The organism is Agrobacterium sp. D14 (assembly GCF_001526505.1).
Lineage (GTDB): Bacteria > Pseudomonadota > Alphaproteobacteria > Rhizobiales > Rhizobiaceae > Agrobacterium > Agrobacterium leguminum.
In genome coordinates, this window is sequence record NZ_ASXX01000012.1 from 18,886 (window position 1) to 30,086 (window position 11,201).

At 61.6% G+C, this 11,201-nt stretch carries 12 protein-coding genes; 10 read left to right on the forward strand and 2 right to left on the reverse strand.

The annotated features are described in order from the left end of the window. Positions 1 to 58: 58 nt before the first annotated feature. Together L901_RS10270 and L901_RS10275 are read left to right on the forward strand one after the other, a co-directional pair. Entirely contained in the window at positions 59 to 340 is a 282-nt protein-coding gene (locus L901_RS10270; protein WP_020009805.1) for a type II toxin-antitoxin system RelE/ParE family toxin, read from the forward strand. 55 nt (positions 341 to 395) lie between these two features. Further along, on the forward strand, positions 396 to 695 hold the full coding sequence (locus L901_RS10275; protein ID WP_059756240.1) for a HigA family addiction module antitoxin: 300 nt from the start codon (positions 396 to 398) through the stop codon (positions 693 to 695). A gap of 19 nt (positions 696 to 714) precedes the next feature. On the opposite strand, the gene L901_RS10280 is transcribed toward L901_RS10275, so the two are convergent. Then, on the reverse strand, positions 715 to 1,587 hold the full coding sequence (locus L901_RS10280) for a helix-turn-helix transcriptional regulator (protein ID WP_059756243.1): 873 nt from the start codon (positions 1,585 to 1,587) through the stop codon (positions 715 to 717). Between the two features lie 134 nt (positions 1,588 to 1,721). Here L901_RS10280 and L901_RS10285 point away from each other — a divergent pair, with 134 nt between their 5' ends. The 6 genes from L901_RS10285 (at position 1,722) to L901_RS10310 (ending at position 7,692) form a co-directional block, all read left to right on the forward strand. Next, the gene (locus tag L901_RS10285) at positions 1,722 to 2,936 is read left to right on the forward strand and encodes an amino acid ABC transporter substrate-binding protein (protein WP_059756245.1); all 1,215 of its coding nucleotides are present in this window, start codon (positions 1,722 to 1,724) and stop codon (positions 2,934 to 2,936) included. Between the two features lie 70 nt (positions 2,937 to 3,006). Then, positions 3,007 to 3,879: a branched-chain amino acid ABC transporter permease gene (locus L901_RS10290; protein WP_059756248.1), complete on the forward strand. Its 873-nt coding sequence runs from the start codon at positions 3,007 to 3,009 to the stop codon at positions 3,877 to 3,879. Continuing rightward, complete coding sequence (locus tag L901_RS10295; protein WP_059756251.1) at positions 3,876 to 4,784, forward strand: branched-chain amino acid ABC transporter permease; 909 nt, start codon at positions 3,876 to 3,878, stop codon at positions 4,782 to 4,784. The genes L901_RS10290 and L901_RS10295 overlap by 4 nt, the downstream gene beginning before the upstream one ends. Then, entirely contained in the window at positions 4,781 to 5,509 is a 729-nt protein-coding gene (locus L901_RS10300) for an ABC transporter ATP-binding protein (protein WP_059756254.1), read from the forward strand. Before L901_RS10295 ends, L901_RS10300 begins: the two co-directional genes overlap by 4 nt. Next, on the forward strand, positions 5,502 to 6,224 hold the full coding sequence (locus tag L901_RS10305) for an ABC transporter ATP-binding protein (protein ID WP_059756255.1): 723 nt from the start codon (positions 5,502 to 5,504) through the stop codon (positions 6,222 to 6,224). Before L901_RS10300 ends, L901_RS10305 begins: the two co-directional genes overlap by 8 nt. 16 nt (positions 6,225 to 6,240) lie before the next feature. Further along, complete coding sequence (locus L901_RS10310; RefSeq protein WP_059756257.1) at positions 6,241 to 7,692, forward strand: aldehyde dehydrogenase; 1,452 nt, start codon at positions 6,241 to 6,243, stop codon at positions 7,690 to 7,692. A 30-nt stretch (positions 7,693 to 7,722) separates the two neighbouring features. Here the strand turns inward: L901_RS10310 and L901_RS10315 are convergent, their stop codons facing one another. After that, positions 7,723 to 8,619 (reverse strand): LysR family transcriptional regulator, encoded by an 897-nt coding sequence (locus L901_RS10315; RefSeq protein ID WP_059756259.1) that lies wholly within the window; start codon positions 8,617 to 8,619, stop codon positions 7,723 to 7,725. Positions 8,620 to 8,713: 94 nt separating this feature from the next. Between L901_RS10315 and choX the strand changes: the two genes are divergently transcribed. Together choX and betC are read left to right on the forward strand one after the other, a co-directional pair. Then, positions 8,714 to 9,667, forward strand: coding sequence for a choline ABC transporter substrate-binding protein (gene choX / locus L901_RS10320; RefSeq protein WP_059756262.1), 954 nt, complete (start codon positions 8,714 to 8,716; stop codon positions 9,665 to 9,667). A 15-nt stretch (positions 9,668 to 9,682) separates the two neighbouring features. Beyond that, the gene (gene betC, locus L901_RS10325; RefSeq protein ID WP_059756265.1) at positions 9,683 to 11,197 is read left to right on the forward strand and encodes a choline-sulfatase; all 1,515 of its coding nucleotides are present in this window, start codon (positions 9,683 to 9,685) and stop codon (positions 11,195 to 11,197) included. The last annotated feature ends 4 nt before the right edge of the window (positions 11,198 to 11,201 follow it).

The following is an 11,201-nucleotide window of genomic DNA, read 5'->3' on the forward strand; positions in this document are numbered from 1 at the left end:
ACGGTTCTGTTGACTTCCGTGCGTATCTGTTTATGATACCAGCATCACGAGGCCAGCAATGATCCGTTCTTTCAAAAACAAGCTGACCGCATCGATTGACGACGGATCTGTGAAGAAGGGCTTTCCCGCCGATCTGGTACGCCGCGCCCAGCAGCTGCTCACGATCCTGGATGCGGCGACCACGGTAGAAGACCTTCGGTCACCGCCCGGTAACCGTTTGGAAAAGCTGTCCGGCGACCGTGAGGGCCAATATTCGATCCGGATCAACAAGCAGTGGCGCATCTGCTTCGTCTGGACGGAAGCAGGGCCGGAAAGCGTGGAAATAACCGACTATCACTAGTCTGGCATTCTCGTGGAGAGGCTCATGAAAAATAGGCCAAGGAGGGCCAGCGAGCATGACAATCAGTAAATCGCCTCCGATCCATCCGGGCGAAATCCTGCGGGAACTCTATCTTGAGCCGCTGGGGATGTCGGCTTACGCTCTTGCAAGGCACCTCAATATTCCGCGCACCCGCATAGAACGGATTGCGGGAGAGAAACTTGGTATCACCGCCGACACCGCCTTGCGCCTGGCTAAATTTTTCAAGACCACACCGGAATATTGGCTGAACTTGCAGAACGCCTTTGACATTAAGGCGGCGGCTGCGAGGCTGGAAGCGGACCTTGCCAATATCAAGGAACTGGACGCGGCCTAATTCTCAGCCGCCCGTCAGGTCACGGCCAAGCCGCATAAGATGGCGGCGGAACGTTCTGCATTCGCGTTGCCGTTCTCCTGAAACGGCCGGGAGACGCGCCCTCGTTGCGGGTGAAGAAGCGATTGAAATAGCCGGGGTCCTGAAATCCCAATCGGAATGCGATTTCAGCGACTTGCAGCGATGAGTTCAGAAGAAGATCGCGCGCTTCGGACAGCAGTTCGCGATGAATATAGGCCTGCGGCGAAAGCCCTGTCGCTTTGCGTACCGCAAATCCAAGACGTTCGCGGTTGACGTCGAGTTGCCTCGCATAGTCTTCCACGCCCCATTGATCGCGTTTGTGCTGGCTGACGAGCAGCACGAAACGCTCGGTGAGGCTGCCGGGGGTCGAGAGGGCTGCGGCAATATCGGCGATGGCGTGCTGGCAGATGCGGATGAGGGTGACGGAGAGCAGGCTGGCGATGATCGTGTCCGAACCGGTTGTCGCGCGGACATTTTCGCTGGCGATGGTCTCCAGATAACCCGTCAGCTCCTGCCGGTCCTTCTCTGCCGGCGCCTGCGTCAGAACTCGCTGCAATATATTGCGCACGGCGCTTGCGCTCGTGCCGGTGGGCATCGCATGGGCAAGCCCGATTTCCGTCGTCCTCAGCAGCGATCCACGGCTTCCGGCAGTCAGCCGCAGGCGGCCAGAGGGGCCGATGGGCAGCCAGACGAGCCCCGGTGCCGGGACAGGCAGCGTCTTTTCACCCTGTATGATTTCCGCTTCCCCGGCGGAAAGGAGAAGCAGATGGGCACTATCCGATTCCAGCCGGAATTCGGATATGCGCAGCGTCGAGGCGAGGGTGCGCGCCGTGATCTCCACGCGATTGCCGGCAATCTGGCTGTGCAGCGGCATTCGACCTCCAAAAGTACAATAATGCGCTACATTAGTGCATTTTATATGCGGCTGTCATTGCTAAACTTTGATCAGCGCAGGGGAAAGCCTTGAGGAGAACGGCAACCCCGATAAGGCGCTTTGGGAGGAACATCATGAATAATCTGAAGCGCAGAACGCTGTTCTGCCTGCTCTCCGGTGCTGCCCTGTCGGCGGTATCTTTCGGTCACGCCATTGCGCAGGACCGCACCTCGGTGAAGATCGGTTATGCCGTTTCCAAAAGCGGCGCCAATGCCACGGGTGCTGGCATCACCACCATTCCGAACTACAAATTATGGGTCAAGGAGGTCAACGATGCCGGTGGCCTCACCCTGCCGGATGGCAAGCGCCTGCCGGTGGAAGTGGTGGAATATGATGACCGCTCCTCGGCCGAGGATGCGGTGCGGTTCACCGAGCGTCTGGCCAGCCAGGACAAGGTCGATTTCATTCTGCCGCCCTGGGGCACGGGCTTCAATCTGGCCGTTGCGCCGCTTTACGACCGTTTCGGTTATCCGCAGCTTGCGGTTACCGGCGTGACCGACAAGGCGCCGGATTTCGCGGCGCGCTGGAAAAAGAGCTTCTGGATGCTGGGAGGTGGCCATGACTATGCCAATGCACTGGCTGATGTCCTGAAAGCCGCGCGCGGTGCCGGCCAGATAAACGACAAGGTCGCGGTGATTTCCGTGGCTGACGGTTTCGGCATCGACCTCATCAAGGCCGCGCGGCCGGCGCTGAAGGAAGCGGGTTTCACACTTGCCTATGACAAGACCTATCCGGTTGGCACCTCCGATTTCGCCGCGTTGGTCAACGAGGCGGCGGCGAGCGGTGCGGACAGCTTCATCGCCTTTTCCTATCCGCCCGACAGTTTCGCGGTGACGAAACAGGCGCAGACGGCGAAGTTCAACCCGAAGGTGCTTTATGTCGGCGTCGGCGGTGCTTTCCCGATCTTCCCGAAGGTCTCCGATGGCAAGCAGGAGGGCGTGATCAGCATCGGCGGCGTCGATGGCAGCAGCGACAAGATCGAGGATTATTTCAAGCGCCACGAAGCCTTCATCGGCACCAAGCCGGACAGCTGGGCAAGCGCCATCACCTATGCGAGCCTCGAAATGCTGGCCCAGTCCATCCAGCGTGTCGGCCTCGACAAGGCGGCGGTGGCAAATGAACTTTCGACGGGAAGCTTCGAGACCGTCATCGGCCCGGTCAAGCTTGAAGACAACCAGCTTCGCCAGCTCTGGTGGGCGGGGCAATGGCAGGGTGACCGTTTTGTGGCGATTGCGCCCGCGGACCGTGCAGGTGCGGCCAAGCCGGTCGTTCCGAAGCCGCAATGGTGAACCTTTGCCGGCCGGGGCCGTAAACCCCGGCCGGAAGGCTTCGGCCATGTTCCATACTGGAGACATTCCCTTGTTTTTATCCACCCTCATCTTCGGCTTGATGCTGGGAGGGACCTATGCGCTGATCGCGCTTGGACTTTCGCTGCAATATGGCATTGCCCGCATCATGAACCTTGCCTATGGCGAAGTGCTGATTGCGGCTGCCTTCATCACTTTCGTGCTGTTTTCCGCCTATGGCCTGTCGCCGCTCCTGTCGCTGTTCATCATCGTGCCGCTCGGTTACGCCCTGTCTTTCGTGATCTACCGGGTCATGATGCGACCGCTGGTGCGCCGTTCGGGCGGCTCCGGCCGTCTGGAAGTCAATTCCATTCTGGCGACCTTCGGGCTGCTCTTCGTTATCCAGGGCGTCATGCTCGTGGCGTTTGGCGGCAACTACCATTCCTATTCCTATCTCTCCGATGGCGTCGACATCTTCGGCACGACGGTGGCGCTGAACCGGCTCCTGTCCTTCGGCCTGTCGGTCGCAATCGGCGGCGGGCTTTATCTGGCGCTCACCCACAGCCGCTGGGGCCTCAACCTGCGGGCGGTGGCGCTTGCGCCCAAATCCGCGCCGCTGGTTGGCATTGATGTGAACCGCGTGGCCTCGATCGGCTTTGCCCTTGGCGGCGCACTCGCCGTGGCCGGCGGGGTGATGATCTCGATGTACCAGACCTTTTCCGCCTCCTATGGCGTGGTCTTCACCATGAAGGCGCTTGTCGTCGTCATCATGGGCGGTGTGGGCAATCTCCTCGGTGCGCTGGTTGCCGGGCTGCTGCTCGGCCTCGTGGAAACCTTCGTACTCGTTTATGTCGATCCCGGCCTCACGCTTGCCGCCACCTATCTGCTCTTCCTCGTGGTGCTGCTTTGGCGTCCGGAAGGCATTTTCGCAAGGAGGGGCAAATGATCCCGCTTCTCATCGGCCTTGCCGCAGCTGCACTGCTGGCGCTTTCCCCTTTCTTTTTCGATGCCTATGGCGTCGGCGTTATCATCGGCCTTCTCGGTTATGCGACACTCGCCTCTGCCTGGGCGATGTTTTCCGGCCCGACGCGTTATATTTCGCTCGCCACCGTCGCTTTCTTTGGTGTCGGGGCCTATACGGTCGCGGTGCTGAGCGAGGTTCTGCCCTGGCCGCTGGTACTCCTGTGCGCGGCCCTTGTCGGCGCGGCGCTGGCGCTTGTCGTCGGGCTTTCCACGCTGCGCGTCGCGGGCATTTATTTCGTGATCTTCTCCTTTGGCCTTGCCGAACTCATTCGCCAGCTCATCACCTGGTATGAGGTGAATGTGACCGGCACGCTCGGGCGCTACATCTTCCTGCCGCTGGAGCCGCAGCATGTGCTCTGGCAATTGCTGGCGCTGGCTGTCATCACCCTCCTGCTGGCTATCCTGATCGACCGCAGCAAGCTCGGACTGGCGCTGAAGGCAATCGGCGACGACGAGGTTGTGGCCGCCCATGCGGGCATTAATCTCGCCCGCACCAAGCTGATGCTCTTCGTGCTTTCCGCCACGATCATCACGCTTGTCGGCGCCATTCAGGCCCCGCGCTGGGTCTATATCGAGCCGGCCATCGTCTTTAATCCGCAGGTATCGTTCCTCACCGTCATCATGGCACTGCTTGGCGGAGCCACACGCCGCTGGGGACCCATTCTCGGTGCGGTGCCGCTGTTCCTGCTGTTCGAGTGGCTGGGCGCCAACTTCCCCAACCATTTTTCCATCATTCTCGGCGCTCTCTTCATCCTCATCGTCTTTGTGTTGCCGGATGGCGTGCTGGCGGCGCTGGAGAAATTGCGCAAAAAGGAGAAAGCGGCATGAGCGCCGTTCTCGAAATCACCGATATCCGCAAGACCTTCGGCGGGCTGAAGGCGGTGGATGGCCTTGGCCTCACAATCCAGGCCGGCGAGGTCGTCGGGCTGCTCGGGCCGAACGGTTCCGGCAAGACGACGCTGATGAACCTGATCTCCGGGGCGCTGAAGCCCACTGAAGGGTCTATCCGGCTCAAAGGGCAGGAGATTGCGGGCAGGCGGCCGGATGTGATTGCACGCGCCGGCGTGGCGCGCACCTTCCAGCTGGTACGGCTTTTGCCGTCGCTTTCCCTGCTTGAAAACGTTGCCGTATCGGCCATGTTCGGGCCGCAACGCCTGTCCCGTCTCGAGGCGGAGAAGGTCGCGCGGGCCTGCCTCGAAAGAATAGGTCTTGCCGGGCGGGAGACCCTGCCGGCCGGCGATCTCACCTATATCGATCAGAAACGGCTTGAACTGGCGCGTGCGCTGGCGGGCGAACCGAAGCTTCTGCTTCTTGACGAGTGGCTCGCTGGCCTCAACCCCACGGAACTGCAGGAAGGAATAGCGCTGATCCGGCGGCTGGCATCGGAGGGTACGACGATCCTGCTGGTGGAACATATCATGGCTGCCGTGCGCGCACTCTGCCCGCGCTCCGTTGTCATGGCGGCCGGTTGCAAGATCGCCGATGGGCCGACGGCATCGGTGCTTGACGATCCGCAGGTCATTTCCGCCTATCTGGGAGCGGCACATGCTTGAAATAGATGCACTGACAATCCGTTACGGCAAACATCTCGCGGTTGACGGCATATCGCTCAATGTCGCCAAGGGCGAAACGGTGGCGCTGCTCGGCGCCAATGGTGCGGGCAAGTCGTCACTGCTGAAAGCGGTCGGCGGCATGGTGGCTCTGGCCTCTGGAGACGTGCGCGTCAACGGCGTGTCGCTTGCCGCTGTCCCCGCCCATCAGATCGTGGAACGGGGCGTGGCGCTGGTGCCGGAGGGACGCGGAATTTTCGCGGCGCTAACGGTGGAGGACAATCTCCGTCTCGGGGCCAATCCTCGCCATGCCCGTTCAGCGGAAAAGGCGACAAGAGAGCATATTTTCGCACTGTTTCCGCGCCTTGCCGAGCGGCGGCAGCAGCTTGCCGGCACCATGTCCGGCGGCGAACAGCAGATGGTCGCCATCGGGCGGGCGCTGATGTCCGCACCCGATTATCTGCTGCTGGACGAGCCGAGCCTTGGCCTTGCGCCCATCGTTACGCAGGAACTGTTTGCCGCTTTGGCGGAGATCAAGAAGAGCGGCCTTTCCATTCTGCTCGTGGAGCAGAATGTGCGCGAAAGCCTCGCGCTTGCCGATCGCGGATATTTGCTGGAAGCAGGACGGATTGTCGGGGCAGGCACGGCTGAGGCCCTGTCCGCCGATCCCGCCGTGCAACGGGCGTTTCTTGGCGGCACCACCGCCGCCATTGTCTGAATTCAGGAGGGAGACCATGCAGACTGTCAATCTTTTCATCGGCGGCGACCATTGCCCGGCCACAAGCGGCAAGCGTTTCGAACGCAGCAACCCCATCACCGGCGACGTGGCGACGAGTGCTGCGGCTGCAACGGTGGAGGACGCCACCCGTGCGGCCGATGCCGCGGCGGCCGCTTTCCCGGTCTGGTCGGCAACGCCGCCCGGTGAACGCCGCCGCCTGCTTCTGGCTGCCGCGCAGGCGCTTCTCGCCGCCGGGCCTGATATTACCCAGGCGATGAAGGAAGAAATCGGCGCGACAGATGCCTGGGCCGGTTTCAACGTCAAACTGGCAAGCGACATGCTGGTGGAGGCGGCAAGCCTGACCACGCAGATCAAGGGCGAGATCATTCCCTCCAACCGTCCCGGAACCATGGCGATGGCGCTGCGCCAGCCGGCGGGCGTCGTGCTGTCCATCGCACCGTGGAATGCGCCGGTCATTCTCGGCGTGCGCTCCATCGCCACGCCGCTCGCCTGCGGCAATACGGTTGTCATGAAGACTTCGGAACTTTGCCCGCGCACCCATGCGCTGATCATCGAAGCCGTTGCCTCCGCCGGTCTGCCGAAGGGCGTGCTCAACGCCGTCTCCAATGCGCCGGAAGATGCGGCAAAGATCGTCGATACGCTGATCGCACACCCGGCCGTAAGGCGCGTGAATTTCACCGGCTCGACCCGCGTTGGCCGCGTGATTGCCGAAACGGCCGGCCGTTACCTGAAACCCGCTCTGCTGGAGCTTGGCGGCAAGGCGCCGTTCATCGTGCTTGACGATGCCGATATCGATGCGGCTGTCGCGGCTGCCGCTTTCGGCGCATACATGAACCAGGGCCAGATTTGCATGTCGACGGAGCGCATCATCGTGCTCGACAGTGTCGCCGATACATTTGTGGAGGCCTTCGCCAAAAAAGCGTCGAGCCTCACGGCCGGCGATCCGCGCGAGGGCAAAACTCCGCTCGGCTCGCTGGTCAGCGCCGAAGCGACCTCGCGCATCCGGGCGCTGGTGGATGACGCCGTTTCCAAGGGGGCGCGGCTGGTCGCGGGCGGCGGCGGCAACGGCACGATGGTGGATGCGATCGCCGTCGATGGCGTCACGCCCGCCATGCGGCTTTATGCGGAGGAAAGTTTCGGTCCGGTCGTCTCCATCATCAGGGCCGGCAGCATCGATGAGGCAGTGAGCATCGCCAACGAAACCGAGTTCGGTCTTTCCGCCGCGATTTTCGGCAGGGATCAGGCACGGGCGCTTTCGATTGCGGCGCGCATTGAAAGCGGCATATGCCACATCAACGGCCCGACCGTTCACGATGAAGCGCAAATGCCCTTCGGCGGGGTCAAGGCCTCCGGTTACGGCCGCTTCGGCGGCACGGCGGGCATTGCGGAATTCACCGAGCTACGCTGGGTCACGCTGCAGGACGGGCCGCTGCATTATCCCATCTGAACCGGAAACGGTACGGGCTGGCGGGCGGCGTTATCGCCGCTCGTCGATCAGCCAGCCGGTGAGTTTTCTCACCGCGCTGTCGCTGCTTTTCGGCCGCATCAGCCAGTAGCCGCGCCCCGGTGCGTCGAGGCTCGGGCCTGCGGTCACCAGCACGCCGGCCTCGAGCAGCGGATCGACCAGCCCGGCCCAGCCGAGCGCGAAACCCTGTTCGCCAATGGTTGCCTGCACCACCATGGTGTAATTGTTGAAGCTGATGTCGCCGCCATCATGGTCGGCCGTTCTCTGCACGCCGAAATGCTTGAAATAGGAAGGCCAGTCGAACCAGTGCGCCTGCGAGGTATTTTCGAGGTGGATGAGCTTTCGCCGCGAAAAATCCGCAACGGCCGCGGGTGCCGGTGTCCCGGCCAGCAGGGCAGGCGAGCAGACCGGTGTGACCTTTTCCGAGAGCAGCAGCACCGCCCCGTCGCCCGCTTCCTGCCGTGTGCCGAAAATGATCATCACGTCGCTATCGTGTTTGCCCTGGCCGAGCGGATCCTGCGTGGCGACGATCTGGATATTGATATCCGGATTGAGCGCGCGAAAACCATGCATGCGCGGGATGAGCCACAGGGACGAGAAGGCATAGTCCGTGTGCAGACGGATGGTCTGCCGCTCCTCCGTCCGGCGAAGCTGCTGCGCCAGAAGATCGATGGCGTCCACATTGCGCGAGACGATCTCGAACAGCCTCTGACCCTCCGTCGTCAGTTCGATGCCGCGATGTCTGCGCTGCACGAGCGCCACGCCCAGTTCCTCCTCCAGCCGGCGAATCTGATAGCTTACGGCCGGCTGCGTCAGCCGCAGGGATGCAGCCGCCGCCGTCAGGCTGCCGCGGCGGGCAACCTCGGTGAAAATGCGCATCCATCCCAGGTCAAGTGGCCGGTCTGACATTAAAATTCCTTATATCAACTATCGAAAAATACCCGCTTCACAGGCAAAAGCAACGTGGTGTTCAATAAACTGGATTGATAAAAGGGGAGCCGCAATGAAAACCATTTCTCATCTGCATCGCATCGCCGCCGGTCTCATTCTGTCCGTGGCGGCCTTCTCCACCCCGCTTCAGGCGGCCGATGACGCGGCCTGCAAGACGATCCGTCTCAGCGATCCCGGCTGGACCGACATCACCGCCACCAATGGCGTTGCCTCCGTGCTGCTCGATGCCTTGGGCTATGAAGCCGACGTCAAGACGCTGTCGGTGCCGATCGGTTATCAGGCCATGAAAAACGGCGAAATCGACGTTTTCCTCGGCAACTGGATGCCGGCGCAGAAATCCTTCGTGGACGATCTGAATGCCGCCAAGGCGGCCGAGGTGATGACGAAGAACCTCGAAGGCGCAAAGTTCACATTGGCAGTACCGGCCTATATGGCGGAAAAGGGCGTCAAGGATTTTGCCGATCTCGCCAAACATGCCGACGAATTCGAAAGCAAGATTTACGGTATCGAGCCGGGCGCACCTGCCAACCAGAATATCCAGAAGATCATCGACGCCAATGATTTCGGCCTGAAAGGCTGGCAACTCGTCGAATCCGGTGAGCAGGCCATGCTGGCGCAGGTGGAGCGGGCGGGCAGGGACAAGAAGGCGGTGATCTTCCTCGCCTGGGCGCCGCATCCGATGAATGAGAAGATCGATATCGCCTATCTCTCCGGCGGGGACGCCTATTTCGGCCCGAATTTCGGCGGCGCGGAAGTTTATACGCTCGCCCGCACCGGCTGGCCGCAGCAATGCCCGAATGCGGCGACGCTGTTCAAGAACCTGAAATTCGATATCGGCATGGAAAATACCCTGATGGGCTCCATTCTCGGTGGTGAGGATTCGAAGGCGGCGGCAGCGGCCTGGCTGAAGGCCAATCCGCAGGCGCTGGATGGCTGGCTGCAGGGCGTTACCACGCTGGATGGCAAGCCGGGGGCGGACGCCGTCAAGGGCAAGCTTGGCCTCTAAAATCGGAAAGTGGAAATGCCGCGTCCCAATATCCTGATCCTGATGGCCGACCAGTTCAACGGGACGTTTTTTCCCGATGGCCCGGCCGATTTTCTCTACGCACCCCATCTCAAAACACTGGCGAAGCGGTCCGTCCGCTTCGCCAACACCTATACGGCAAGCCCGCTCTGCGCACCGGCCCGCGCCTCCTTCATGTCCGGGCAATTGCCGAGCCGGACACGGGTTTATGACAATGCCGCCGAATTTGCCTCCGATATCCCGACCTATGCCCATCATCTGCGGGCGGCGGGTTATTACACCGGCCTTTCGGGCAAGATGCACTTCGTCGGGCCCGACCAGCTGCATGGCTTCGAGGAGCGCCTGACGACGGATATCTATCCGGCGGATTTCGGCTGGACGCCTGATTACACCAAGCCCGGCGAGCGCATCGACTGGTGGTATCACAATCTCGGTTCGGTCACCGGCGCAGGCGTCGCCGAAATCACCAACCAGATGGAATATGATGATGAGGTGGCCTACCACGCCACCCGCAAGCTTTACGACCTGTCGCGCCGTCTCGACGACCGGCCATGGTGCCTGACGGTCAGCTTCACCCACCCGCATGACCCCTATGTGGCGCGGCGGAAATTCTGGGATATTTACGAGGACTGCCCGGCGCTTGATCCGCAGACACCGCCGATTGCCTTCGACGAGCAGGATCCGCATTCGAAACGGTTGCTGGAAGCTTGCGATCATAAGGCTTTCGATATTTCGGTAGAACAGATACGCCGCGCACGGCGCGGTTATTTCGCCAATATCTCCTATATTGACGAGAAGATCGGCGAAATTCTCGAGGTTCTGAAGGCGACGCGGATGGAGGAGGACACGATCATTCTCTTCCTGTCCGACCATGGCGATATGCTGGGCGAGCGCGGGCTGTGGTTCAAGATGTGCTTCTTTGAGGGTTCCGCCCGCGTGCCGCTGATGATCACCGCGCCGGGCTGGCAGCCGGCTTTGATCGACACGCCAGTCTCCACACTCGATGTCACGCCGACGCTCTGCGGACTGGCGGGGCTCGATATCACCTCGCTCAAACGCTGGACGGATGGCGAAGATCTGGCGGCGCTGGCAGCGGGAACTGGCGAGCGCGGCCCGGTGCCGATGGAATATGCCGCCGAAGGCTCGATAGCACCGCTCGTCACCCTTCGCGACGGCCGCTACAAGCTGTCGGTCTGCGAGGCCGATCCGCCGTTGCTCTATGATGTCGAGGCGGACCCCGAGGAACGCACGAACCTTGCCGGTGATCCTGCTTTCAGCGCCGTCCTCTCATCGCTTTCCGCTGAAATCGGCCGGCGCTGGCAGCTCCCGGTTTTCGACGCGGCGGTGCGGGAAAGTCAGGCGCGGCGTTGGGTGGTCTACAAGGCGCTGCGCAACGGCGCTTATTACCCGTGGGATTACCAGCCTTTGCAGAAAGCCTCCGAGCGCTATATGCGCAACCACATGGACCTCAACGTGCTGGAGGAAAACCAGCGTTATCCGCGCGGGGAATGAGGCG

Bases quoted from the DNA above. Each gene is read 5' to 3' on its own strand.
- L901_RS10270 (WP_020009805.1), top strand. From the start codon at position 59: ATGATCCGTTCTTTCAAAAACAAGCTGACCGCATCGATTGACGACGGA.
- L901_RS10275 (WP_059756240.1), top strand. From the start codon at position 396: ATGACAATCAGTAAATCGCCTCCGATCCATCCGGGCGAAATCCTGCGG.
- L901_RS10280 (WP_059756243.1), bottom strand. From the start codon at position 1,587: ATGCCGCTGCACAGCCAGATTGCCGGCAATCGCGTGGAGATCACGGCG.
- L901_RS10285 (WP_059756245.1), top strand. From the start codon at position 1,722: ATGAATAATCTGAAGCGCAGAACGCTGTTCTGCCTGCTCTCCGGTGCT.
- L901_RS10295 (WP_059756251.1), top strand. From the start codon at position 3,876: ATGATCCCGCTTCTCATCGGCCTTGCCGCAGCTGCACTGCTGGCGCTT.
- L901_RS10300 (WP_059756254.1), top strand. From the start codon at position 4,781: ATGAGCGCCGTTCTCGAAATCACCGATATCCGCAAGACCTTCGGCGGG.
- L901_RS10305 (WP_059756255.1), top strand. From the start codon at position 5,502: ATGCTTGAAATAGATGCACTGACAATCCGTTACGGCAAACATCTCGCG.
- L901_RS10310 (WP_059756257.1), top strand. From the start codon at position 6,241: ATGCAGACTGTCAATCTTTTCATCGGCGGCGACCATTGCCCGGCCACA.
- L901_RS10315 (WP_059756259.1), bottom strand. From the start codon at position 8,619: ATGTCAGACCGGCCACTTGACCTGGGATGGATGCGCATTTTCACCGAG.
- choX (WP_059756262.1), top strand. From the start codon at position 8,714: ATGAAAACCATTTCTCATCTGCATCGCATCGCCGCCGGTCTCATTCTG.
- betC (WP_059756265.1), top strand. From the start codon at position 9,683: ATGCCGCGTCCCAATATCCTGATCCTGATGGCCGACCAGTTCAACGGG.